This window comes from Ruegeria sp. YTSA064, assembly GCF_059610325.1.
The window spans coordinates 64,539-87,479 of the sequence record NZ_JBXWNK010000005.1 but is presented as its reverse complement, the minus strand read 5'-3'; the positions used below and the strand labels follow the sequence as shown (position 1 = coordinate 87,479).

Below are 22,941 nucleotides of genomic sequence, written 5' to 3'. Positions count from 1 at the left end.
GGTGTAGCGCGTGAGGCGGCCATGGAAAAGATCGTCATTCTGACTGGAGCCGGAATTTCCGCCGAAAGCGGGCTGGGCACGTTCCGCGACGAAGGCGGCCTGTGGGCGCAGCACCGGATCGAGGATGTCGCAACGCCCGAAGGATTCGTCCGCAATCCGGCACTGGTGCATGGGTTTTACAATGCCCGCCGGGTGCAGGCCGCCAAGGCACAGCCCAATGCCGCACATCGGGCGCTTGCCCGGCTGCAGAAGCGATGGCCCGGCGGAGTGGTCATCGTCACGCAGAATGTTGACAGCCTGCATGAGGCAGGCGGGGCTGCACGGGTGCTCCATATGCATGGCACGCTGGCCGGTGCCCTATGTGGAGTTTGCGGGCACCGCTGGACCTCGCCACCCGAGATGGAGGTACACGAGCCTTGCCCAGCCTGCTTTCAACCGACGGCCCGACCCGATGTGGTGTGGTTTGGTGAGATGCCCTATTTTATGGATGAAATTTACGATCACCTGGCTGAAGCCGCACTGTTCGCCTCAATCGGCACTTCAGGTCAGGTTTATCCGGCGGCAGGTTTTGCGCAAGAGGCACGGGCCGGAGGTGCGCGAACGATAGAATTGAACCTTGAACCTTCCTCTGGGGCGTCCGTCTTTGATGAGACACACCTCGGGCCTGCTACCGAGGTGATCCCGCGTTGGGTCAATGAAATGTTGGTACGGGGCCGCACGCGATAGGGGCAGACAGAGCAGCGCTTTCGCGTCTATGGTGCTGAAAACAATAATGCTGAGTGAGTTCATGACAGATCTACCACCCAAAGACGGAGAAATCCTTGACGATAGCAGCATCAACGCGCGTGACACCTTAAGCGAGAATCTTGCCAACCTGTGGTGGACCTTCTTGCTGCGCGGAATTCTGGCCGGTCTGATCGGGATTGCGGCGCTGTTCTGGCCCACCAGCAGTATCTCAGTATTGCTGCGGCTGGTGGGGGCGCTGCTTATTCTGGATGGTGCGCTCACTTGGCTTGGGTTTGGGCGACGTGGGCTGGTTGGAGGCTTTGGCATCGGTGCTGCTCTGATCGGATTGATACTATTGATCTGGCCACAGGGAGTGGCGTGGCTGGCATTTACGCTGATGGGGGCGATGGCGTTATTCGTGGCCATAGGCTCCTTCATGGCCCTGCCTCAGATGCACCCACAGGATCCCGAGCGTGCAACGGTGCGAAATTCAGGTATCTTTGCCCTCATCATCGGGCTGGTGCTTATATTCTGGCCCGGCAGCGGAATGGTGGCTTTGGGTTGGGCAATTGCTTTCTTTGCGTTGACCTCAGCCATCGTGATGTTCTTTCTGGCCGCACGGTTCAAAAATGCAGGTGATCGGTTGGGAATGAAAACTGTCAACCGCTAGCAATATAGGCCGGGCATTGTCCGGCCTAATGCCTTGATGATGGCTGATGAAACGGCGGATTAGTTCGAATGCGAGTGGTCGCGTGAGCCGTGCCCGCCCTGATCCTACCGCTCCAAATCTACCGGGATTTCTACAACAACCTCTCCGGCCTGTTCAAAAATCAGCGTCACCGGCACAGAAGATCCCTGTTCAAATGGCGCATTGAGTCCCATGAACATGACATGGTCACCGCCACGTTTCAGCAGGTGGGCTTCACCTGCCGGTATGGAAAATCCTTCCTCGACATGGATCATCTGGGCAACGCCGTTTTCATCAACCTTGTGGGTGTGAAGCTCTACACGCCCTGCCACATCTGATTTGACGCCGATCAGGCGGTCATCGGTATCGCTGTGGTTTTCGATTACCATGAAGGCGGCACCGGCCTTGGCGGATTTACCTGAGGACCGCGCGTAGGCATCGTCAACAACGATAGCATCGGCAGCCATGGCGCCTGAGGTGAATGAAAGCGCAGCCAAAGTTGCGAGCAAAGTGGATTTGAGGGTCATTGCGACTCTCCTTACGTAAATTTCTGATTTTGTTAGATGTCTAATTCAGACAGAGATCGGAGGAGCGCGGGCAGGATGCCGTGGCAAGGGGGCCGAAATCAAATCCGCCGAGCGTAGTGGTGGAGCGGGCAACGCCCTGGACGGAGCCAAAGGCAGGGCAGCGCGCGCATCGTGCACAGCGCCCAGCAGGCTAAGCGCATAGTCCGGACAGTAATGCGGCGCACGTGTCGGTTGACCCTCGTCATCCATATACACAACCACAGGCCCGGTTCCGGTGCACAGAACCATCTGCCCCACCGCACGATCAATGCCGCGCGATGCAGCAAGGCCCTGCCCCGTGACAAGTACGAGCAGGGACAGCGCATAAGGCAGTATCTGGCGGAAAAAGTCTTTCATCCTAGCCCGAGATATACGCCTGAGTTTCTATCCGCTACAAGCGAGAAGGCCAGGCTGAGACAGAATGGCCCGGTTCAGGATTTGGGTGGTTTTGCCGGGTCGGCGTTCATACTCGTATGTAGTCGATTCACCCGGCGTTGCATCCGCGTGCATCGAACCACTGCCGCCGCAAGTGAAGCTGGCACGAAAGACAATAAATTTGTTACTCGAAACAGCATGATGACCCCCCAAAATCAACAATATGCATATACATATATTGATTTCATCAAGACTTCTGTGAACAAAGTCACGGAAAGGCTCGCTTTGTTAGCTTTTTAAAAACAATGGACAGGATCATTGCAATCATCACCGACAAAAAAGCCCCGCATCCAAGGATGCAGGGCTGAATACTTTTGTGTCGGCAAGACTTACGCCGAAGCTTGCGCTTTGGCGATTTCTTTCTTCACTTTCAAGGCGTTCGCCGACAGTTCGTCATCCTTGGCTTTCGCCAGAAATGCATCCAGACCACCGCGGTGGTCTACCGAGCGCAGGGCTGCCGCCGAGATGCGCAGCTTTACGCCGCGGCCCAGGGTTTCCGACTGCAGGGTAACGTCGTTCAGGTTGGGCAGAAAACGACGACGAGTTCTGTTTTTGGCGTGGCTGACATTGTTGCCAGTCATCGGGCCTTTTCCGGTCAGTTCGCAACGGCGCGACATGGTTTCTTCCTTTGTTTCTGGAGGCCGGGTACAAGACCCTCGGCCAAATCACAAGGGGCGCAACCCGAAGTCGCGCCCGAAAACTGGTTGGATGCGTGTAGTGGGAATCACGCGAAGGGTCAAGACGGGTGCGGCGAAATCTTTATACCGAAGTCGTTTTCCATTGTGGCGCCAGCTTCCGACCGCTGCAATAGAGGTTTGTTGTTCTTCAGATGGCGCGAGATCAACTGTGTCTGCAATCGCCCACGCGGGATCAGGCGGGCCGGATCGATGCGGTAATCTAGTTCGGCCAACTCAGGGAAGATTTCGAATATTTCACGTCTCGCCGCAACACTAAGAGATTTTAACGCTTCGCGGCCGGTATAAAGGCTTTCGGTCGGGGTGTTTTCAGCAAAAATCACTTGATGGCGGTCAAACAGCAGGTGAAAATACTCAACGCTTTCGACGCTTTGATCAACGTAGATATCCGGCATCGCAGTGAGCTTGATGGCCGGAATCAAAACCTCGTTCGTGCCGAACATACGTTGGGCGATCTTTGAGTGCACCAGCATCCGGTGCTGGCGCGAGACCAGCAGATCACGATGAGGCAGCCCCTCTCCCAATGCACCTGCAAGAATGCGCACAGGCCAGAGTCTGGGGTTGGCCTCAAGCTGGGGGCGGTCAAATTCGCGCCGTCCGATCCAGCGGATCGGGTGCAGGCCCTGCCCCAGCGTGGGGATCAGGTCACCGGTGCGCAGCGACTGGATCGTAGTCTGGCCGTGCTGCGTCGTTATCAATGTATCGCGCGTGAAACAGGGCATGCCTGATCCGTTCTCGAACGCCGAATAGGTGACAGTTATTCCGGATGGCAGGGTGAATGTGCCGCTTGAGATTGAGTATCCGACCCCATCTTCAACCGTAATCACCCCGAAGGTATCGTCCGTGATAACAGTGCCCTCAGGCAGGTTCAGCGTATCGGTTCCGCTGCCGCCTCGAATGTCGCCTGTCACCGTGGTGCTGATGAAATTCAGCGTGTCATTGCCGCCGCCGAGCCGGATATTGCCCACGGTTGACCCGCTGACACCAACCGTGTCCGCATCGGACCCGCTGGCGATGCGCCCGCCAACCGTGCTGTTGGTGACTGTGATCGTGTCGATACCTGCGTTGCCCAGGACATTGTTGGCAATGGTACTATCGGTGATGGTGATATCATCATCGCCGCCACGGCCCCGGATATTATCAATCGGGGACCCCTGCGGCGCGCCATTCAACGTACCGTTGTCATTTGTGACATCGATATCGTCGTCGCCGTTGGTGCCATTGATATTGGGCATTCTGACGTGTCCCGTTCCTCGGAGCATCCGGGCACGATCCGAGCTGATCAAGCCCTTTCTCAACCCGGTTCAAACGCAGCAACTCACACTCAAACACAGCAATATATGCAACGATAATACACGATTAGCGGTCAGCCCACCAGCCGCGCACGCATCATACCGCCAGAGTGTTACGTGTCGGACAGTCCGGCGAGGATTTGATCGGCCGCCGCCGACGGGCTGAGACGGCCTGCACTGACCTGCGTGCCCAGATCGCTCATCCGGTCGCGCATCTGTGGCGTTTCGAGTCGCGCCAGCAAGGCGTGGCGCACCTCTTGTTTGAACCAGTATTGCGCCTGTGTAGCGCGGTTCGACGCCCAATGCCCGGCGTCGCGTCGCCAAGTGGTCAGGGTCTGCATCTCGTCCCAGGCCTGTTCCAACCCATGCTCTTCAACCGCTGAAACGGTCATGGCCTTGGGGAACCCTTCGGGGTCTTGCGGGCGTTTGCGCAGCAAACGCAGCGCGCCCGCGTAATCAGCGCAGGTGCGGGTGGCAGTCGCTTTCAGGTCGCCATCAGCCTTGTTGATCAGAATCATGTCGGCCATTTCCATGATGCCGCGCTTGACGCCCTGCAACTCATCACCGCCCGCCGGGGCCAGCAGCAGCAGGAAAAGGTCAGACATCTCAGCCACCACGGTTTCCGATTGGCCCACACCCACAGTTTCAATCAACACGACGTCAAATCCCGCCGCCTCGCAGAGTGCGATCGCTTCGCGCGTGCGGCGCGCCACACCACCAAGATGGCTCTGACTGGGTGATGGGCGGATAAAGGCGTTTTTCTCGCGGCTCAGCCGCTCCATGCGGGTCTTGTCGCCTAGAATCGAGCCGCCCGAACGGGCCGAACTGGGATCAACTGCCAGAACCGCAACACGTAGCCCCTGCCCCGTCAGCATCATTCCGAAGCTTTCGATAAAGGTCGATTTGCCGACACCTGGCGTGCCAGACAGGCCAATTCGCAGCGCCTGCCGCCCGACACCAGCCAACTGATCGAGCAAGTCCGTGGCCTGCGCTCGGTGGTCATCACGCCCGCTTTCGACCAGCGTGATCGCTCTGGCCAGTGCCCTGCGCTCTCCGTTCAAGATTCTGTCGCCAAGCTCGGCAATGTTCATCGGTCAGTCCCCGGCTGGAATTTGCCATAGATGAGAGGGGATGACCCGGTTTGTCCAGCCCCAACTCGGGTCCGGATCGGCGATGCTGGACCTTGGCCGAGGCTTTGGCGATAAGGCGATATGACCCGGTTGCCCATTGATGACGCCATTCCCGATCTTCTGAACGCCTTGCGAACGCATGGGTGCGCGGTACTGCAGGCGCCTCCGGGTGCGGGTAAAACGACCCGCGTGCCGCTTGAGATGCTGCATGCAGGCCTTGGCGATGGTCGAATCGTGATGCTTGAGCCACGTCGACTGGCCGCGCGGGCCGCTGCAGAGCGCATGGCTGAGACTTTGGGTGAACCTGTGGGTAAGACCGTCGGCTACCGCGTACGCGGTGATACGAAGGTTTCAAATTCCACACAGATCGAAGTGGTGACCGAGGGCATTTTGACCCGCATGCTGCAATTCGAACCGGATTTAGCAGGCGTGGGGGCAGTAATTTTTGATGAATTCCACGAGCGCTCGCTGAACGCCGATCTGGGGCTGGCCTTATGCCTTGAGGTGGCAGGAGCGCTTCGGGACGATCTTATCCTGCTTGCAATGTCTGCGACACTGGATGCCGAACCGGTGGGGCGGCTGATGGATGCGCCGCTCATCACTTCCGAGGGGCGCAGCTATCCGGTTGAATCCCGTTGGCTTGACCGACCTCTGGGTGCGCAGGCTCGACGCTTGGATGCGCTTGTTGATCTGGTTGTGCAGGCCGAGCGGGAAACTACAGGTGGAATGCTGGTTTTCCTGCCCGGCGAAGGGGAAATCAGGCGCGCCGAGGTTGCTTTGACACGCCGCCTGCCCAACGACTGCACGGTACACCCTCTTTTTGGTGCCCTGCCATTTGCAGCCCAACGCGCAGCAATTGCGCCAGTGACGACAGGCCGCAAAGTCGTGCTGGCGACATCGATTGCTGAGACCTCGTTGACCATACCCGATATCCGCGTGGTGGTGGATATGGGCCAAGCGCGGCGCGCACGGTTCGATCCAGGTTCTGGCATGTCGCGGCTGGTGACCGAGCGGGTAACACGAGCCGAGGCCACTCAACGTGCGGGCCGTGCAGGCCGTGTAGCCGAAGGCGTGTGCTACCGGCTGTGGTCCAAGGGCGAAGAAGGCGCACTGCTCGCATACCCACCTGCTGAGATCGAAGCCGCCGACTTGACCGGAATGGCGCTGGAGCTCGCGCTCTGGGGCGCGGAGCCGGGTGATCTTGCGTTCCTGACTTCGCCACCTGAGGGCGCATTGACCGAGGCACGATCCTTGCTAACCATGCTCGACGCCTTGGACAGCAAGGGCCGGATTACGGAACACGGGCGCGCGTTGGCTGCGTTGCCGCTGCATCCACGTCTCGCGCATATGTTGGTGCGTGCGGGCCGCGAGGCCGCCCCCTTGGCGGCGCTGATGGCAGATCGAGATCCGCTGCGTGGAGCGCCGGTTGATCTGTCGTTGCGGCTTGAGGCGTTGCGGGATATCCGCAAGTTTCGGCACAATCGCGTCTGGCAAGTCAACGAGGGCGCGCTGGATCGGATCAAAACAGAGGGAAAACGGTTACGTGCGCAAGCGCAGGGCTCTGGCGATCTGAGCCCTGCGGCGACGGCAGCCCTGGCCTATCCGGACCGCATCGCGCAACGGCGCAGGGGTGATACCCCCCGCTATGTCCTCTCGGGCGGTAAGGGCGTGGTGCTGGAGGCTGACGACACCTTGGCAACAGCTCCTTATCTGGTCGTCACCGACACAGACGGCAACCCGCGCGAGGCCCGCGTACGCATGGCCGCACAGATTTCCGAGGGTGAAATCCGCGATCTATTCGACGATCAGATTGAATGGGTCGATAGTTGCGAATGGTCCAAGCGCGAACGCCGTGTCGTGGCCCGACGGCAGGAACGCTTCGGGGCGATCACCCTGGATGACCGCATCTGGAAAGACGTACCCGAAGACGCTGTGGCCCAGGCAATGCTGGTCGGGGTGCGTGATCTCGGAATACGGCTGCAGGGGGCCTCGGCAAGGTTGGCAGCGCGGGTCGAGTTGGTTCGAGCTGAAGGTGTTGACCTACCCGATTGTTCGGAAGGGGGTCTTATGGACGCGCTGGAGGACTGGCTGCTGCCTACGCTCTCGGGCGTACGCAGCGCCGAAGACTGGAAGCGTTTTGACCTGCTACCAGCTTTGCGTGCCCGGCTGGATTGGGCCCAGACGCAAGAGCTGGACCGCCGCGCGCCGGGGTCGTTTGTGACTCCGCTTGGACGCAAGCTGCCAATCGACTATAGCGGTGCGGCGCCCGAGATTTCGGTGCGATTGCAAGAGGTGTTCGGCGTGACCCAACACCCGTTAATCGGTGGTGAGCCCTTAAAGATCACACTGCTGTCACCGGCGCAGAGACCGATACAGATCACCCGCGATCTACCAGGGTTCTGGGCTGGGTCTTATGCGGACGTGCGCAAGGATATGCGGGCGCAATATCCCAAACATCCCTGGCCTGAAGATCCAACTCAAGCTGACCCAACTCTGCGTGCGAAACGTCGTAAAAACTGAACCGGACGCAATCTAACCAATGTTTTTGGCGGTGATAGCACCACAATTCAGCAAAAATGCTACAGATATCCGCATTATTGGCTGAAATTAGGCCATTTTTGCCCATTCTTCCGCCAATCTATTGTTAAGCCTGCAATACATGATTATTTAACTCTTTCGAATAAAAACAAAGACGTCCGAGCAGGCTGAACATGACGAAATGGATACGCAACATCTGGGAAGAGGTCGCGCGACCGTTATTCCAGCGCCCAAACCGGGTGCAGGTGGCGGCGCTTTGCACGCGGGGCACAGAGTCCGGCGATGATGTATTACTGATCACCAGCCGCGGAACCGGACGTTGGATTATTCCAAAAGGCTGGCCCATTGATGGCCTTAACGGCCCCGAGACTGCGTTGCAGGAAGCATGGGAGGAAGCTGGCGTTCAGGCGACGGATGTTCCAAAGGAACCGATCGGCCAATACTCTTATGACAAGACATTGAACGACGGCACGGCGCAGCATGTGGTCACCAGCGTGTATCGTGTTCAGGTGACGAATCTGGCCGACGATTATCCTGAGGCCAATCAGCGCAAACGCTGCTGGGTTTCGCCCAAAGTGGCGGCTGGACGGGTGCAGGAGCCTGAATTGCGCGATCTGCTGCTGCAAATGTAACAATTACGTATATTTCTCATGACAAAGGTTGCCGCTTTCGACGGAACAGGGTAGCGGCGGGCGTCAAATCGAACGGCCTGTGAAAATCGATGTCTGATCTACCACCCAAAGCCCGCTGGCACGCGCTCGACAGCGACCTCCACCGCATTTCTCGTCTTGAGTATGCCAATGCCCATGTGGCGCGCCCGCTGCTGGCACCCGGTATCGCACTCGTCTTTATCGCTTTGGCAGGTTTGGCCGCCGCAGTTATGTTTGGTCGCGCCGATGGCGGATTAATCGTTGTCGCCGCTGCAGCCTTCGGGGCCTATATGGCGATCAACATCGGGGCCAACGACGTCGCCAACAACATGGGACCGGCGGTTGGTGCAAATGCACTGACAATGGGGGGCGCGATTCTGATCGCCGCAATTGCCGAAAGTGCTGGCGCACTGCTCGCGGGTGGAGACGTGGTTTCGACGATCTCCAAAGGGATCATCGATCCAATGTCGGTGCAAAATAGTGATGTCTTCATTTGGGCGATGATGGCTGCACTGATATCTTCCGCGTTGTGGGTAAACTTAGCCACCTGGGTGGGCGCGCCTGTTTCAACCACGCATTCGGTCGTAGGGGGCGTTATGGGCGCCGGCGTCGCTGCTGCCGGGCTTGGTGCCGTAAGCTGGGGCACGATGAGCGCAATTGCCGCGAGCTGGGTTATCTCACCCGTGTTGGGTGGCGTGATCGCTGCGGGATTTCTGGCGCTGATCAAACACAAGATTCAATACCAGGACGATAAAATCGCAGCCGCACGTCGCTGGGTTCCCATTCTGGTCGCCGTGATGGCCGGGGCTTTTGCCACCTACCTTTCGGTCAAGGGCCTGAAACGCATCGTCAAAATCGATATTGAGTTCGCCCTGCTGATCGGGCTGGCTTCGGGCGGATTGATCTGGGCCGCGACCGTGCCTTGGGTGCGACGGAAATCCGAAGGCCTTGAGAACAGAACCCGGTCGTTGAAAACGCTGTTTGGTTTGCCACTGGTGATTTCCGCAGGGTTTTTGAGCTTCGCCCATGGCGCAAACGATGTGGCCAATGCGGTGGGTCCGCTGGCCGCGATCGTCCATGCTGCCGAATTCGGAGATTTTGCATCAAAAGTGTCAATCCCGACATGGGTCATGGTAATCGGAGCCTTTGGCATCTCTTTCGGTTTGTTCCTGTTTGGGCCCAAGCTGATCCGCATGGTAGGCAGCCAGATCACCAAATTGAACCCCATGCGCGCGTTCTGTGTTGCGCTTTCAGCAGCGATTACAGTTATCGTAGCCAGTTGGCTGGGCTTACCCGTCAGCTCAACCCATATCGCAGTTGGGGCCGTGTTTGGCGTGGGGTTCTATCGAGAATGGCATGCAGAACGGCGCTGGAAATATTCGAACCTTCAACGACCCGCTGAACTGCGTCTTGCACGGGAAGAGCGTCGGCGGCGCAAGTTGGTACGGCGATCCCATTTTATGACGATCGTAGCAGCGTGGGTAATCACAGTTCCCGCAGCTGCAGCCCTGTCGGCAGTTATCTTCTGGCTGCTGACCGCATTTGGTTGATCGGGGGTATTACCTGATCGACCGCAAGTGGCCCGCGCGGTGCTTGATGAATAAGGCCGCAGATGTGGCTGTTGATCGGAGTTGGGATCGCGTGAATTTGCCCGAGCTTGATGATTTCGCCTTGCAGACTGTCGATTTCGGTCGGGCGACCCTCCATCAGATCGTAGGCCATCGAGGTACGCGCGTTAGGGTCGATGGTAAGCATCTTTGCTGCAATCCGCGAAAAGATTGGTGTTGGCAACCGCAGTAGATGCGGGGTCGTCCATGCTGGCAGTGGCGTCGTTGAGGCGACTTCGATTCCCGCGGCTTTCAAAACGCGCAAAGCCTCGGCCATTTGATCGGCCATCAAGCAACGCCAGCTTCGATCAAGCAGCTGGTTTTGCAGGGTCAGACCTGATAACGCGTTCAGTGCATTGTTGAGATTGATCACCAGTTTGCCCCATTGCACCGCCTCGATCCGGTCGCTTTCGGTGACGGGCAAATCCGGGGTACTGAGATGCAGCGCGAGATCGCCCTGACCTTGTTCGATGATGATATCGCCGGAGGTGGCGCGATGATAGAACGCGGCATTGGTTGGCACCACATTGAAGGGCACCATTCCGGCCCGCACGTCGCGGCCGTCAAGGACCGCGCGTAGTGCGCGGGTGTTTTCCAGACCGTTTTGCCAGGACACAATCGGGGCATTCGCCGGCGCGTGCGCCGCAATCAACGCTGCCATCTCGGCTGTTGCGCCGGATTTAACCGTGACGATGACCAATTCAGCGCCCTCTAAGCAGGCGGGATCTTCGCTGAGCGTCAATTTCGCGATCGGCACATGGCAGTCCAGATCTGCGAAATCGGTAACGGTCAGTCCCTGCTCGCGGATCGGCTGCAGCACGCGGGCGCGGCCCAGCAGCGTGACCACGTGGCCCGCATCTGCCAACAATGCACCGCAATAACAGCCTATGCTGCCTGCGCCCGCGATGACGATTCTCATTGAACTCCTCCGCTGTGGCCCAATGATCACCGGGATGGTTCAGTGGCGCCAGAGTGACGTCAAGTCATACACGCGCCAACCGTGGCCGGGTACGTTCAAGCTCGTCTGGGATGGTTATAAATTCCTGATCGTCTCCGGGCGGAAGATGGAACGCACCGTTGGCCCAGTCGGCGGTGTTCCATTCGCGCGTAGCGGTTTCGATCTTTTCCTTTGAGGACGAGACGAAATTCCACCAGATGTAGCGATCCTCGCTCAGGGTTGCTCCGCCCAGCAGCATCAATCGCGCACCCAAAGGCCCCGCCCTGACCGAGAGCTTGTCACCGGGCCGAAACACCATCATACGCCCTTCGTCAAAGGTATCACCGGCTACCTCGACCGAGCCTTGCGTGACATAAACACCCCGATCCTCGTGATCGTCAGGCAACGGGAAAGATGCGCCGGGGTCCAGTTGCACGTCGACATAGAAGGTCTCGGACAACATGGTCACCGGGCTGGTTTCACTATAGGCGGCGCCAAGGATCAGGCGGGCGCTGACACCCTTGTCTTCGATATGGGGCAGCGCGCCCTGCTTGTGATGCTCGAAGTCAGGGGCCATGTCCTCATAGGCTTCTGGCAGCGCGAGCCAGGTCTGGATGCCGAACAGGTTGTGACGTTTGCCGCGCGTTTCTGCCCTCGTGCGTTCGGAATGAGTTACACCACGGCCCGCGACCATCCAGTTGACCTCACCGGGGTGAATCATCTGGTGGGTACCGAGGCTGTCACGATGTTCGAACTCTCCCTGATACAGATAGGTTACGGTGCCCAGCCCGATATGAGGATGCGGCCGCACATCAATGCCACTGTCGGTAATGAATTCGGCAGGGCCCATCTGATCAAAGAAGATGAATGGGCCAACGAGCTGACGCTTGACCGAGGGCAGCGCGCGACGCACCTCGAACCCGCCCAGATCTCGCGCACGTGGGATGATCAAGGTTTCGAGAGCATCTTTTTCGGAGGCGCATTCGGGATTATGGGTGGGGTTCCAACTCATTCCAGATCTCCGTTTTTTCGGTTCCATAAGACGCGTTCATGTTTGCCAATGCTGAATGTATTGGGAAAATATCGCAAGAAAAGTGCATTTTCGCACAATGATCGTGAAGTCCTTGGAACGACTTGCGGATACTCACCAAGGCGTGGAACGGAGCACCTGATACTCACCTTCGCCGACTCTCGGAATCATGAACAATCGTGCTATCCTTAGAAATCGGGTGTCGCCGGATCAGGGAAGCCGGTCCAAGATGAGGTTCAGCCGACAGGAGTGGATGCAATGACCCGACTCGAAATCAATCGCCGCAAGTTTATTGCGACAGGGGTTGGCACAATTGTAGCCGGTTTGACCGGCGTCATCACACCTGCGCACGCCTCTGGTCTTGCGCCGACACCGTCGATGCGGGGCGGGTCGAACAACTATCGACCCGGCGCGCCGATCGTGGAGCGCATCGGCGGTGGCGGGTTTTGGATGACCGGCACCGTGCGGCGTGCGGGTGACGGAGCCCCCCTGCCCGGTCAACGCATCCAGATCTGGGCCCATACAACCGAAGGGCATGAACGCGATCAGCGCAGCCATGGGGCGACTCTCACCGATGCGAACGGAGAGTTCCGGTTGGAAATGCCTCAGATTGTGCCCGCCTTTGGTCAACCACACGGGCATTTGGCCTATGACAGCGGTGAATTTGAGACGGTATTCCTGCGCCCAGTGATGTCGAGCGCGAAGGACAAGACCCTTGCCGCACATTTTGTCTTGCAGCCTGTCTGACGGATGTTAAGGCAAGCTGCTGTCTGGGCGGCATTGGTTGCCACACTTCTTATACCGGTCATAGCAGCGGCTTTCAGCCCGTATCTGGCGTGGCGTGAGCCGATTTACATCCTCGCCGGTTTTGCGGGCATCATCGGGATGTGCCTTCTTCTGCTGCAACCCTTGTTGGCCGGGCGTTGGTTGCCCGGGCTTTCTCCGGTTAACAGTCGCCATTGGCACAGGCGGTGTGGCTTGGCCCTTGTCGTAAGCATTGTGATCCATGTGATCGGCTTGTGGATCACAAGCCCGCCTGACGTCGTGGACGCATTGCTTTTTGTGTCTGCAACACCTTTTTCGACATGGGGAGTTACCGCCATGTGGGCGGGTTTTGCGGCCGCGGCAATGGGGATTTTTCGGCAACGCCTAAGCTTGCGGCTTCGGGTCTGGCGCCTGGGCCATGCAGGGTTGGCCATAGTGACCATTCTGGGTAGCGTCATTCACGCACTGCTGATTGAGGGCACGATGGAGATCATGACCAAGTTCGCATTGTGCGTTCTGGTGGTTCTGGCGTGCCTCACAACGCTTGTCAGATTGCGGGTTTGGGATGTGAAACAGCGCGGCTAGACGCCGCATGCGCGTTCCGGGGATGCGTCAGACTGATAGGCGCTTGGCATATGTGGCGCGGTTCAATTCGACATCCTGCACGGTGATGCTGCCGACCGTGGGCGCAGCCTCGGCCAGAACATTCATGATGATGGCATTCAACTCGGCTCGCGTCGCCTCATCCCGGCCCTGCATCAGCAAAATCGTGGCATGGATGAAGGTCTGCGGTTCGGTCCCAATATGAGAAAACGGAACCGGGGTGGCGCGGATTTTGAGCGTTGGCGGGTCAAACTCTTCATGCCCGGCGAGAACTGTATGAAGCTGTTCGCAGATGGCTTGAAAATCATGAGACTGCTCAAGACCAGCAGAGAATTCTAGGGTGATGTGCGGCATGAGAAGCTCCGAGATTTGAGAGAGCCATGTGGCTCTCTCGGTACTTTCTGTGAATCTCAGACGCCCAGGCACCAGCGCATGACCGCCTTTTGCGCATGCAGACGGTTCTCGGCCTCATCGAAGATCACTGAGTTTGGGCCGTCCATGACCTCGGACGTGGCCTCTTCCTCGCGGTGGGCGGGCAGACAGTGCATAAACAGCGCGTCGGGTTTGGCATGCGCCATCAGCTCGGCGTTGACCTGATAAGGGCGTAGCATGTTGTGGCGGCGCTCCTTGGCGGACTGGCTGTCGTGCATCGACACCCAGGTATCGGCGACCACCAGATCGGCGCCCTCAACCGCTTTTTGCGGGTCCCGTTCGATCACGACCTTCGAGCCCTGCTGGCGGGCGAGCCCCATGAACTCTTCTTCCGGGTCTAGCTGGGCCGGGCCGGTGAAGGTGAAATCGAACCCGAATTGACCGGCAGCATGCAGGAAAGAGGCGCAGACATTGTTGCCATCACCGGTCCAGACGACCTTTTTGCCTTTGATCGGACCGCGATGTTCCTCGAACGTCAGTACGTCAGCCATGATCTGGCAGGGATGGGTGCGGTCGGTCAGGCCGTTGATCACCGGAACGTCCGAATATTCCGCCATCTCGGTCAGGATGGTTTCATCGAAGGTCCGGATCATGATCATGTCAACATAGCGTGACAGTACGCGGGCGGTATCGGCAATGGTCTCCCCGTGGCCCAGTTGCATGTCCTTGCCCGACAGCACCATGGTCTGCCCGCCCATCTGGCGCACGCCCACATCAAAGGATACGCGGGTGCGGGTTGAGGGCTTTTCGAAGATCAGAGCCACCATGCGATCCTTCAGCGGCTGCTCATCATCCGGCGCGGCTTTGGGACGGCCAAGGCGGGCCTGTTTCATGGCACCGGCCTGATTGATCATACCCCGCAAGGCGGTTGCGTCGGTTTTGTGGATATCAAGGAAGTGGTTCATTTTATTTCACTTTTCAATCAGGCACATTCAGGCCGAAGCCATTGCGTTTTCAACTTGCGCCGCAGCCTTGTCGAGGCGGATCATGGCCTGGGCGATATCATCCTCAGTCAGGGTTAGCGGAGGCAGCAGGCGGATCACATTGTCGGCAGCAGGAACGGTGATGACTTCGTTGTCATAACCTGCGTTGACCACGTCGATATTGGTCGACTTGCATTTGAGGCCAAGCATCAGTCCTGATCCACGCACCTCTTCGAACACCTCGGGGTGATCCGCGATCAGGCCTTCAAGTTTCTGACGCAGAAGGCCTGCCTTGCGGTTGACACCTTCGAGGAAAGCGGGTGTCGCGACCTGATCGATCACCGCGCAGCCCACGGCGCAGCCGAGCGGGTTACCGCCATAGGTCGAGCCGTGGGTGCCTGCGGTCATACCGCTGGCAGCCTCTTCAGTAGCGAGAACAGCACCCAGAGGGAAGCCACCGCCGATACCCTTGGCGACCATCATGATATCCGGTGTGATACCGGCCCATTCATGGGCGAAAAGCTTGCCGGTGCGGCCCACGCCACACTGAACTTCGTCGAGGATTAGCAAGAGGCCGTTGTCATCGCAAATCTGGCGCAGGGCCTTAAGCTCGGCGTCGGGGACTGGGCGAATGCCGCCTTCACCCTGAACCGGCTCGATCATGATCGCGGCAGTATTCTCGTTGATCGCATTGGTGACGCCATCGAGATCTCCGAATGTCAGGTGCACGAAGCCGGGCAGTAGCGGGCCAAAGCCTTTGGTCATCTTCTCGGACCCTGCGGCAGCGATACCTGCCGAGGAACGGCCATGGAAGGAGCCATCGAAAGTGATGATCTCGACCTTCTCGGGCTGACCTTTGTCAAAGAAATACTTGCGCGCCATTTTCACGGCCAGTTCGCAGGATTCCGTGCCCGAATTGGTGAAGAATACCGTGTCGGCAAAGGTATGTTCGACAAGCTTGTCTGCCAACGCCTGCTGCTGCGGGATGTTGTAGAGGTTCGAGACATGCCACAGCGCATGCGCCTGCTCGGTCAGCGCGGCCACCAGCGCTGGATGGGCATGGCCCAGCGCGTTCACCGCGATACCCGCGCCAAGGTCCAGAAAACGTCGGCCATCCGCCTCGGTCAGCCAGGCGCCTTCGCCCTTCACAAATGTCAGGGGCGCACGGTTATAAGTCGGCAGAACGGACGGGATCATCGGATCATCCTTTTCGAATAGCTTGAGCCCTGTGAGTGATACACTGGGGCCATGGTCGTCAACTGATTTGGTTGGGATTGCGCGGATTTAGACAGCGCAAATAGATCAAACGGGCCGGTTACGCGGTAAAGCGCAGGCGTCGGAGGCGCAGGATATGTGCGGCTTTGATCATGGCGGGTCGTATAGCGGTGTACGTTTAGTCTGAAAACCCCGTTTTTGCGAATAAGGCAAAAATCATTCTGAGACCGGGATTTGCTGCTTGCCATTTGTCCTGCGCTAACGCACGGGTGGGCCATGACTCCGATAAGCCAGAACCCTGCCCTTGCGGCCCTGTTGATTCTTGTGGCCAGCGCCATTCTGGCAGGCACCACATTACTAGCCAAGGCGCTGGGCACAGATGTTCTTGGGCCTGCGCTGAATCCAATGCAGATCAGCCACGGGCGGTTTCTGTTTGCCTTTCTGGTAATCGTCACGACCGTCGGAATCCTGCGCCCGCGCCTCGGGCGTGTCCATTGGGGCCTCCATGTCGGGCGGACAAGTTTTGGCTGGCTTGGGATTACGTTGATGTTCGCCTCGGTTGCGTTCATCCCGATTGCGGATGCGACGGCAATATCCTTCCTGAACCCGGTCTTTGCAATGGTGCTGGCGATCCCGCTGCTTAAAGAAGGCGTCGGTCCGTGGCGCTGGATGGCAGCCATTGTAGCGCTGATCGGAGCACTGGTACTGTTGCGCCCAACACCCGCGAGTTTTCAACCCGCCGCCTTGCTAGCCCTAACCGCGGCAGCAGTGATTGGGATGGAGCTGATTTTCATCAAGAAACTCTCTGGCCGCGAAATTCCAATTCAGATCTTGCTGATCAACAACGCGATGGGGCTGACAATTGCGACGGTTGCGGTCAGCTTTGTGTTCCAGATGCCGACCCCGCAGCAATGGGCGGCATTGGCGGCGATCGGCGTGTTGATGGCCTGCGCTCAGGCCTGTTTCGTCAACGGAATGGCGCGGGCGGATGCGTCCTTTGTGGCGCCGATCAGCTATGCCACGCTGATATTCGCCGCGCTCTATGATTTCGCCGTGTTTCAGGTTGTCCCGGACAGCGTCAGCATGATCGGATCGGCCATCATCCTCACTGGTGGCCTAATCCTGGTCTGGCGTGAGGCGCGACAGCGTCAGGCCTTGAGCCGATAGCCTGTACGCAACATCTGCCAGGTCAGTGCGCCAACCAGCACGGTCGCGCTCGTGCAAATCAACATCCCCAGCCAAGGCGAACTGTCAGAGACACCAATCATGCCATATCGCAACCCGTCGATCAGGTAGAAGACCGGGTTCACATGGCTGAGCCGGTTCAGCACCGGCGGCAGGGCCTCGACCGAATAGAAAGTGCCCGACAGGAAGGCCAGTGGCGTGACGATAAAGTTAGTAATCGCAGCCATCTGATCGAACTTATTGGCAAATATGCCGGCAAAAAGGCCCAGCGCGCCCATGAAGGCCCCGCCCAGAACCACGAAGGTCAGTGCGATCAACGGGTTTTTCGGCACGATACCCAAAACAAGCGCCAGCGCAGTTGCAACGACAAGGGCGATCAGGACACCGCGAACGATGCCGCCAGCCAGATAACCCAGCAGGATTTCCAGCGGCGACAGCGGTGGCATCAGCGTGTCCACGATATTGCCCTGCACCTTGGCGATCACCATCGAAGACGAGGTGTTGGCAAAGGCATTCTGGATCACCGTCATCATCATGATGCCAGGGGCCAGAAACGTCAGGAACGGAACACCCATCACATCCGGACGGCTGGGACCGATGGCAATGGTGAAGATCAGCAGGAACAATCCCGCCGTCACCAGAGGGGCCAGCAAGGTCTGAGTCCACACCGCCAGAAAGCGTAGGGTTTCGCGCTGCGCCAGCGTATAGAGGCCCATCCAGTTCACTGCGCCAAAGCGGCGCGCGTCATGATCCAAGAGATTCTGCATGTCTGCCCCTTACCTGATTCGAAGACCGCTTGTAACTCGGGCCGCAGTGATTAAAATAGGGGGCTGAGACGATTTCCCAAGGCGGCCCGAATCCGGGGCCGCTTTCCGCTTTTGAAAGGCAAATGATGTCCTGGACTGACGAGCGTGTAGAGCTGCTGAAGAAAATGTGGGGCGAGGGCCAGTCGGCCAGCCAGATCGCCAAGGAACTGGGCGGCGTGACCCGCAACGCGGTGATCGGTAAGGTTCACCGTCTGGGCCTGTCGAACCGTGCAACCGGCGCCAGCCCGGCAAAGGCCGAGCCCAAGGAAAAACCGGCACCCGCGCCCAAGGCGGAGGCCAAGCCAAAACCGGCGCCCAAAACAGAACCGGCCCGACCGGCGCCTGCTCCGGAAGCGAAACCGGCTATCCCTGCCCGCCGCCAGATTATCCCGGCGGGTCAGCCCTTGCCACCGCAGCCTTCGGCCAACGAAATCAGCCCCGAGGCGCTGGCCAAGGTCAACGAGATTGAGAAGAAAGCCAAGAAGCTGACCTTGATGGAACTGACCGAGAAAACCTGCAAATGGCCCGTCGGCGACCCCGCGACCGAGGATTTCTGGTTCTGCGGCCTTCCGGTTGAGGCGGGCAAGCCTTATTGCGAGGCGCATGTGGGCGTGGCGTTCCAGCCAATGAGCTCGCGTCGCGACCGTCGGCGATAATAGCGAACACAAGAACCTAAATCTTTACTATAGAACGTGAAAAGGGCGCAGGCGTTTCGCCACGCCTCTTACCGGAAGCGCTGCATAGTCGGGAACGACACAAGGCGTAGCGAGCTCTTACAAAGAAAACACCCTCGCTGAAAGCTGCGAGGGTGTTTTCGACCGGAGTGTCAGCTGTGCGGACAAAACTGCCATTCAAACATGAGAGTCTGGCTTGTAACTTGGGCTGAAATGCCAATCATTTTCAGAGGCAGCGTGGCGTTGTGTTGGTTTCTTGACATTCGCAACCAACAGACGTGCAATAAAGCCATGACACGATTGATTGAGTTGATCAGAGTTCCTACGAGAAACGAGCTTCCTCAGTTCCGAAAAGGACTGGGCGTGAAACTGTTGTTTGTTTCTACAGTGTTACTGCTGGTTCATTTCAACTATGGTCGACAGTCGTTGCTTTGGTATCTGGCTGCATTCCCCATGATCTACGTTGTGTTTATGCTAAGTGTGATCTAACGCCGCATTGATAAAAACAAAACGGATAAATCTGACTGATGCCTTGGCGCAAGTTCCAAAATTGACGACTGTCATCGGTCACTTTGGGCTCGAACCTGACATTGAGGTGTCGGTGATCTTGCAACCGCCGGCACATGATCAACCTTTCACTGCGCTGGATGCGATGGCAAATCCGGCATCGGCACCCAGCGGGGCAGCTCATCCGGCGCGACCGAAACATGCAGCTTCTCTGACCGGTCCTTTCCCACTTTGCGATGTTTGCGCAGCAGGAAAATCTTGCCCCAGCCGCGCCATGTGCCTACCGAGCGGGCATGGGGGTCGGTGGGGAAACGGTCGCGCCAGCCTTCGGGCAGGGGCAACCCGTGCAGCTCGGCTTTGTCCAGCATCCAAATCAGGGAGATGTTGCTGAGGGGGCGGGCTTCTTCGAAACCGTTCAGCTGACCTCCGACATCGCCATGGGTGCCTCGGAACCAGACCTGCTCGATATGGCCTTTGAAATCGGGGGTACATTTCCACAATACCGGCTCGAACACCTCGCGGGTCTCGTCCAAACCCATGGCGTGATAACCATGGCGGGTGGCGGGGCCAAGCTGGTGGTTGTGGAAGGCGTGGCGTTCCTCGGCCCAGCGCCACAGCAGCGGCAGGCGCAGGCCCAGCGCTTTGACCGTGTCCCAGACGCCGACCATCTCGATGGCAACACCCTCATGGCAGAAGGCCTGCCGAAACTCCGCCGCAGCCTTGCCGTTGGCGGTGCATTCATAATGGCGATAGGCCTGTTTGATATTGCGAACAGTAGCGTGTTCGGCCTTGAGCAGCCCGATCGCGTCAATCACACCCGCAAGGCTGCGCACCCCGTAGGCGCCGCGTGAATAGCCGATGAAAAAGATCTTGTCGCCGGGCTTATAGCGAGATGCGAGGTAGCCATAGGCGCGTCTGATCTGGCGGTTGATGCCCCGGCCCATCATCACGTCCATAGTGGACTTCCAGCTTTCCCACTGCACACCGGCTTCGTAGAAGACCGAAACCTTGCTGCCCATCTCGCAGCACAGACGCAGGGTCTGGCCGGCGTGAGTCTCATAACCCGGTTCAAGTGTCGACATGGTGCCATCAAGGATGATGACATGGCTGATCGGTTCGCGATGGCGTGTTTCGGCCGAGTGCTCGGACCGCAGAGGCCGCCCGAGCCATCCCAGTACCTTTCTACTCAGCCGCGACAGAACCATGCGTCAACAATTCCCAAACTCTATGAGGTGTGAAAGGCATATCCGCCTGCCGCACCCCGTGATCCCAGAGCGCATCCTGAACCGCGTTTGCCACAGCGGCCAATGCGCCCACGGTGCCGGCCTCGCCACAGCCTTTCATCCCCATCGGGTTGGCGGTTGATGGAATTGGCACCGAGGTAAACTCTATCATGGGTATCCCCGCCGCACGGGGCAAGGCGTAGTCCATGAACGATGCCGTGAGCAGTTGCCCCTCGGCATCATGCACAACATGTTCATTCAGCGCCTGACCGATGCCCTGCACAACTCCTCCATGCACTTGCCCTTCGGCGAGCATCGGATTGATAAGGTTACCGAAATCATCCACGACCGTGTAGCGATCGACCCATGTTTCACCAGTGAAAGAATCAATAACAACTTCAGCAACATGTGCGCCGTTGGGATAGCTGCGCGCCTCTAACTTGGCGCGCGCCTTGTGTTGCAACAGATCGGTGCGCCCGTCTGCGCGCGCCATCTCAGCCGCCTCGGTCAGCGTGGGGGTCAGGTTGGACCCCGGCGCGCGGAAGGTTTCATGGTCGAAGGTCACATCGCTTTCCTCTACCCCCATCTTATCCGCAAGATAGGGTGTGAATGCGGCAATCATCGTATCAACCGTCACCAGTGTCGCGTTGCTTTGGGTCGTGACCGAGCGTGACCCGCCAGTCCCGCCACCTTGCGCCAGCCTGTCCGTGTCGCCTTGCACAACATTGATCAGGTGCGCCGGAATGCCCGTCTGATCTGACAGGAACTGGGCATAGACTGTTTCATGCCCCTGCCCGTTGGACTGCGTGCCGACATAGAGGTTCACCGTTCCATCCTCGCAAAACTCGACCTTTGCCCCCTCGGAAGGATCCCCCAAAATACTTTCGATATAGTAACAAAGCCCCTGCCCCCGGATCAGACCGTTTTCGGCATCCGCCGCCTTGCGGGCCTCAAAGCCGGTGGTCTGCTCGGCGGCGCGGCTGAGGACCATGTCGAACTCACCCACATCATAGGTTTCACCGGTTGCGGTCTTGTAGGGGAAAGCTTCGGGTCGGATGAAATTCTTGCGCCGCAGTTCCCACGGGTCGACGCCAAGCTCGCGTGCAGCGCGGTCCATGACACGCTCCAATACATAGATCGCCTCAGGCCGACCGGCCCCGCGATAGGCATCGACCTGCGTGGTGTTGGTGAAGAATCCCTCGACCCGCAAATAGGTGGTTTGCACATCGTAGACGCCCATCAGAACGCGGCTAAACAATTGGGTTTGGATGGCCTGTGCGAAGTGGCTGTTATAGGCACCAAGGTTGATCTTGCTGTGGACCCGGTAGGCGGTGATCTTGTGATCCGCATCAAATGCGAGTTCCGCCAGCGAGGTCAGGTCACGGCCGTGGTGATCGGACAGCATCGCTTCGGACCGGTCCGACATCCAGTGCACGGGCTGGCCCAATTTCATAGCAGCAACAGCAACGGTGAAGTATTCGGGATAGGGCATCGCCTTCATACCGAATCCGCCGCCGACATCGGGCGTAGTAACGCGGATCGCCTCGGGATCCAGTTTCAGCTTATGTGCCAGTTGCGCTTTCATCCCCCAGACGCCCTGCCCGCCATAGGAGAAATGCAAACGGCTACCCGACCAATCGGCCTGACAGCCACGCGGTTCGATCGAGCTCACGATGACCCGGTTGTCATGCACGTTCAGCGCGACGGTGCGCGCCGCAGACTGAAAGGCCGCATTGGTCGCCTTCTCATCACCCAAGCCCCAGTCAAAGGCGCGGTTGTCGGGGGCTTGTGGATGCAAAGGCTCCCCACCCGCAGCGACATCCGTCTTGACCGGCAGGTCTTCGGTTTCCATCCAGATCAATTCGACTGCATCGCGCGCCTGCAACAATGAGTCGGCAATGACGACCGCAACGGGTTCCCCGACGAAACGCACGCGATCCTTGGCCAACATGTTCCGTTCGGACGCTGCGCCTTGAGTGCCGTCGCGGTTGGCAACTGTGGTGGCATTCATCACTGTATCGATCCCGGCATCGGTCAGATCCTCGAGTGCCATGACCAGACGCACCCCATCAGCCGCACGCGCCTCTTCAAGGTCCAGCGCAGTTATCGTGGCATGCGCCATAGAGCTTCGAAAGAAAGCAGCAAACAGGGCATTCTCGGGCACCGCATCATCCATGTACCGCCCCTGCCCGGTCAGAAACCGCTGATCTTCGGTTCGTTTGACGGGCTGGCTTTTGCCGAATTTTTCCATGGGATGATCCTTTGGCTGCCTGAATGCGCGACCCTAGCGTGAAGCTGCTCCTTGTCCAGAGGC

General features: G+C 58.5%; 23 protein-coding genes. 10 read left to right on the top strand and 13 right to left on the bottom strand.

Features of this window, described 5'->3' with window-relative positions; translation table 11 throughout:
* Positions 1-21: 21 nt before the first annotated feature.
* Positions 22-726 (top strand): NAD-dependent deacylase, encoded by a 705-nt coding sequence (locus tag AC2FI7_RS08950; RefSeq protein ID WP_480606215.1) that lies wholly within the window; start codon positions 22-24, stop codon positions 724-726.
* 61 nt (positions 727-787) lie between these two features.
* Entirely contained in the window at positions 788-1,396 is a 609-nt protein-coding gene (locus AC2FI7_RS08945; protein ID WP_050806461.1) for an HdeD family acid-resistance protein, read from the top strand.
* A 104-nt stretch (positions 1,397-1,500) separates the two neighbouring features.
* On the opposite strand, the gene AC2FI7_RS08940 is transcribed toward AC2FI7_RS08945, so the two are convergent.
* The 5 genes from AC2FI7_RS08940 to meaB form a co-directional block, all read right to left on the bottom strand.
* Positions 1,501-1,941, bottom strand: a complete 441-nt coding sequence (locus AC2FI7_RS08940) for a copper chaperone PCu(A)C (RefSeq protein ID WP_010441726.1) — start codon at positions 1,939-1,941, stop codon at positions 1,501-1,503.
* Between the two features lie 45 nt (positions 1,942-1,986).
* Complete coding sequence (locus tag AC2FI7_RS08935; RefSeq protein WP_010441725.1) at positions 1,987-2,337, bottom strand: hypothetical protein; 351 nt, start codon at positions 2,335-2,337, stop codon at positions 1,987-1,989.
* A 407-nt stretch (positions 2,338-2,744) separates the two neighbouring features.
* Positions 2,745-3,032 (bottom strand): 50S ribosomal protein L28, encoded by a 288-nt coding sequence (gene rpmB, locus AC2FI7_RS08930; RefSeq protein WP_008756960.1) that lies wholly within the window; start codon positions 3,030-3,032, stop codon positions 2,745-2,747.
* Positions 3,033-3,151: 119 nt separating this feature from the next.
* A complete protein-coding gene (locus tag AC2FI7_RS08925; protein WP_010441724.1) occupies positions 3,152-4,345 on the bottom strand; it encodes a Hint domain-containing protein in 1,194 nt (397 codons plus the stop codon).
* A gap of 170 nt (positions 4,346-4,515) precedes the next feature.
* Complete coding sequence (gene meaB, locus AC2FI7_RS08920) at positions 4,516-5,493, bottom strand: methylmalonyl Co-A mutase-associated GTPase MeaB (RefSeq protein WP_010441723.1); 978 nt, start codon at positions 5,491-5,493, stop codon at positions 4,516-4,518.
* 120 nt (positions 5,494-5,613) lie between these two features.
* Between meaB and hrpB the strand changes: the two genes are divergently transcribed.
* The 3 genes from hrpB (at position 5,614) to AC2FI7_RS08905 (ending at position 10,270) form a co-directional block, all read left to right on the top strand.
* Complete coding sequence (gene hrpB, locus AC2FI7_RS08915) at positions 5,614-8,052, top strand: ATP-dependent helicase HrpB (protein ID WP_010441722.1); 2,439 nt, start codon at positions 5,614-5,616, stop codon at positions 8,050-8,052.
* A 191-nt stretch (positions 8,053-8,243) separates the two neighbouring features.
* On the top strand, positions 8,244-8,702 hold the full coding sequence (locus AC2FI7_RS08910; RefSeq protein WP_010441721.1) for an NUDIX hydrolase: 459 nt from the start codon (positions 8,244-8,246) through the stop codon (positions 8,700-8,702).
* A gap of 89 nt (positions 8,703-8,791) precedes the next feature.
* Positions 8,792-10,270 (top strand): inorganic phosphate transporter, encoded by a 1,479-nt coding sequence (locus AC2FI7_RS08905; RefSeq protein ID WP_010441720.1) that lies wholly within the window; start codon positions 8,792-8,794, stop codon positions 10,268-10,270.
* On the opposite strand, the gene AC2FI7_RS08900 is transcribed toward AC2FI7_RS08905, so the two are convergent.
* Together AC2FI7_RS08900 and AC2FI7_RS08895 are read right to left on the bottom strand one after the other, a co-directional pair.
* Entirely contained in the window at positions 10,239-11,246 is a 1,008-nt protein-coding gene (locus AC2FI7_RS08900) for a 2-dehydropantoate 2-reductase (protein ID WP_010441719.1), read from the bottom strand. The genes AC2FI7_RS08905 and AC2FI7_RS08900 overlap by 32 nt on opposite strands.
* A 64-nt stretch (positions 11,247-11,310) precedes the next feature.
* Positions 11,311-12,276, bottom strand: coding sequence for a pirin family protein (locus AC2FI7_RS08895; protein WP_496833352.1), 966 nt, complete (start codon positions 12,274-12,276; stop codon positions 11,311-11,313).
* Between the two features lie 276 nt (positions 12,277-12,552).
* On the opposite strand from AC2FI7_RS08895, the gene AC2FI7_RS08890 reads away from it, so the two are divergent.
* Entirely contained in the window at positions 12,553-13,041 is a 489-nt protein-coding gene (locus tag AC2FI7_RS08890) for a peptidase associated/transthyretin-like domain-containing protein (RefSeq protein ID WP_010441717.1), read from the top strand.
* 3 nt (positions 13,042-13,044) lie between these two features.
* Positions 13,045-13,644 carry a ferric reductase-like transmembrane domain-containing protein gene (locus AC2FI7_RS08885; protein ID WP_496815783.1) on the top strand — a complete coding sequence of 200 codons (600 nt, stop codon included), beginning with the start codon at positions 13,045-13,047 and terminating at the stop codon, positions 13,642-13,644.
* Positions 13,645-13,671: 27 nt separating this feature from the next.
* Here the strand turns inward: AC2FI7_RS08885 and AC2FI7_RS08880 are convergent, their stop codons facing one another.
* From AC2FI7_RS08880 to AC2FI7_RS08870, 3 genes are read right to left on the bottom strand one after another with little or no spacing between them, the layout of a single operon-like run.
* Positions 13,672-14,016 (bottom strand): 5-carboxymethyl-2-hydroxymuconate Delta-isomerase, encoded by a 345-nt coding sequence (locus tag AC2FI7_RS08880; protein ID WP_496815782.1) that lies wholly within the window; start codon positions 14,014-14,016, stop codon positions 13,672-13,674.
* Positions 14,017-14,072: 56 nt separating this feature from the next.
* Positions 14,073-14,999, bottom strand: coding sequence for an ornithine carbamoyltransferase (gene argF, locus AC2FI7_RS08875; RefSeq protein ID WP_496815781.1), 927 nt, complete (start codon positions 14,997-14,999; stop codon positions 14,073-14,075).
* A gap of 27 nt (positions 15,000-15,026) precedes the next feature.
* On the bottom strand, positions 15,027-16,214 hold the full coding sequence (locus tag AC2FI7_RS08870; protein WP_496815780.1) for an aspartate aminotransferase family protein: 1,188 nt from the start codon (positions 16,212-16,214) through the stop codon (positions 15,027-15,029).
* A 294-nt stretch (positions 16,215-16,508) separates the two neighbouring features.
* On the opposite strand from AC2FI7_RS08870, the gene AC2FI7_RS08865 reads away from it, so the two are divergent.
* Positions 16,509-17,399, top strand: a complete 891-nt coding sequence (locus AC2FI7_RS08865; RefSeq protein ID WP_037321491.1) for a DMT family transporter — start codon at positions 16,509-16,511, stop codon at positions 17,397-17,399.
* On the opposite strand, the gene AC2FI7_RS08860 is transcribed toward AC2FI7_RS08865, so the two are convergent.
* On the bottom strand, positions 17,381-18,184 hold the full coding sequence (locus AC2FI7_RS08860; protein ID WP_010441711.1) for an ABC transporter permease: 804 nt from the start codon (positions 18,182-18,184) through the stop codon (positions 17,381-17,383). The two genes, AC2FI7_RS08865 and AC2FI7_RS08860, sit on opposite strands and share 19 nt — an antisense overlap.
* 125 nt (positions 18,185-18,309) lie before the next feature.
* Between AC2FI7_RS08860 and AC2FI7_RS08855 the strand changes: the two genes are divergently transcribed.
* Positions 18,310-18,879, top strand: coding sequence for a GcrA family cell cycle regulator (locus tag AC2FI7_RS08855; RefSeq protein WP_010441710.1), 570 nt, complete (start codon positions 18,310-18,312; stop codon positions 18,877-18,879).
* A gap of 309 nt (positions 18,880-19,188) precedes the next feature.
* A complete protein-coding gene (locus AC2FI7_RS08850) occupies positions 19,189-19,386 on the top strand; it encodes a hypothetical protein (protein ID WP_496833350.1) in 198 nt (65 codons plus the stop codon).
* 146 nt (positions 19,387-19,532) lie between these two features.
* On the opposite strand, the gene AC2FI7_RS08845 is transcribed toward AC2FI7_RS08850, so the two are convergent.
* Together AC2FI7_RS08845 and AC2FI7_RS08840 are read right to left on the bottom strand one after the other, a co-directional pair.
* Positions 19,533-20,609, bottom strand: a complete 1,077-nt coding sequence (locus tag AC2FI7_RS08845) for a T6SS phospholipase effector Tle1-like catalytic domain-containing protein (protein ID WP_010441708.1) — start codon at positions 20,607-20,609, stop codon at positions 19,533-19,535.
* Positions 20,587-22,878, bottom strand: a complete 2,292-nt coding sequence (locus tag AC2FI7_RS08840) for a xanthine dehydrogenase family protein molybdopterin-binding subunit (RefSeq protein ID WP_010441707.1) — start codon at positions 22,876-22,878, stop codon at positions 20,587-20,589. Before AC2FI7_RS08840 ends, AC2FI7_RS08845 begins: the two co-directional genes overlap by 23 nt.
* Between the last annotated feature and the right edge of the window lie 63 nt (positions 22,879-22,941).

Bases quoted from the DNA above. Each gene is read 5' to 3' on its own strand.
- AC2FI7_RS08950 (WP_480606215.1), top strand. From the start codon at position 22: ATGGAAAAGATCGTCATTCTGACTGGAGCCGGAATTTCCGCCGAAAGC.
- AC2FI7_RS08945 (WP_050806461.1), top strand. From the start codon at position 788: ATGACAGATCTACCACCCAAAGACGGAGAAATCCTTGACGATAGCAGC.
- AC2FI7_RS08940 (WP_010441726.1), bottom strand. From the start codon at position 1,941: ATGACCCTCAAATCCACTTTGCTCGCAACTTTGGCTGCGCTTTCATTC.
- AC2FI7_RS08935 (WP_010441725.1), bottom strand. From the start codon at position 2,337: ATGAAAGACTTTTTCCGCCAGATACTGCCTTATGCGCTGTCCCTGCTC.
- rpmB (WP_008756960.1), bottom strand. From the start codon at position 3,032: ATGTCGCGCCGTTGCGAACTGACCGGAAAAGGCCCGATGACTGGCAAC.
- AC2FI7_RS08925 (WP_010441724.1), bottom strand. From the start codon at position 4,345: ATGCCCAATATCAATGGCACCAACGGCGACGACGATATCGATGTCACA.
- meaB (WP_010441723.1), bottom strand. From the start codon at position 5,493: ATGAACATTGCCGAGCTTGGCGACAGAATCTTGAACGGAGAGCGCAGG.
- hrpB (WP_010441722.1), top strand. From the start codon at position 5,614: ATGACCCGGTTGCCCATTGATGACGCCATTCCCGATCTTCTGAACGCC.
- AC2FI7_RS08910 (WP_010441721.1), top strand. From the start codon at position 8,244: ATGACGAAATGGATACGCAACATCTGGGAAGAGGTCGCGCGACCGTTA.
- AC2FI7_RS08905 (WP_010441720.1), top strand. From the start codon at position 8,792: ATGTCTGATCTACCACCCAAAGCCCGCTGGCACGCGCTCGACAGCGAC.
- AC2FI7_RS08900 (WP_010441719.1), bottom strand. From the start codon at position 11,246: ATGAGAATCGTCATCGCGGGCGCAGGCAGCATAGGCTGTTATTGCGGT.
- AC2FI7_RS08895 (WP_496833352.1), bottom strand. From the start codon at position 12,276: ATGAGTTGGAACCCCACCCATAATCCCGAATGCGCCTCCGAAAAAGAT.
- AC2FI7_RS08890 (WP_010441717.1), top strand. From the start codon at position 12,553: ATGACCCGACTCGAAATCAATCGCCGCAAGTTTATTGCGACAGGGGTT.
- AC2FI7_RS08885 (WP_496815783.1), top strand. From the start codon at position 13,045: ATGTTAAGGCAAGCTGCTGTCTGGGCGGCATTGGTTGCCACACTTCTT.
- AC2FI7_RS08880 (WP_496815782.1), bottom strand. From the start codon at position 14,016: ATGCCGCACATCACCCTAGAATTCTCTGCTGGTCTTGAGCAGTCTCAT.
- argF (WP_496815781.1), bottom strand. From the start codon at position 14,999: ATGAACCACTTCCTTGATATCCACAAAACCGACGCAACCGCCTTGCGG.
- AC2FI7_RS08870 (WP_496815780.1), bottom strand. From the start codon at position 16,214: ATGATCCCGTCCGTTCTGCCGACTTATAACCGTGCGCCCCTGACATTT.
- AC2FI7_RS08865 (WP_037321491.1), top strand. From the start codon at position 16,509: ATGACTCCGATAAGCCAGAACCCTGCCCTTGCGGCCCTGTTGATTCTT.
- AC2FI7_RS08860 (WP_010441711.1), bottom strand. From the start codon at position 18,184: ATGCAGAATCTCTTGGATCATGACGCGCGCCGCTTTGGCGCAGTGAAC.
- AC2FI7_RS08855 (WP_010441710.1), top strand. From the start codon at position 18,310: ATGTCCTGGACTGACGAGCGTGTAGAGCTGCTGAAGAAAATGTGGGGC.
- AC2FI7_RS08850 (WP_496833350.1), top strand. From the start codon at position 19,189: ATGACACGATTGATTGAGTTGATCAGAGTTCCTACGAGAAACGAGCTT.
- AC2FI7_RS08845 (WP_010441708.1), bottom strand. From the start codon at position 20,609: ATGGTTCTGTCGCGGCTGAGTAGAAAGGTACTGGGATGGCTCGGGCGG.
- AC2FI7_RS08840 (WP_010441707.1), bottom strand. From the start codon at position 22,878: ATGGAAAAATTCGGCAAAAGCCAGCCCGTCAAACGAACCGAAGATCAG.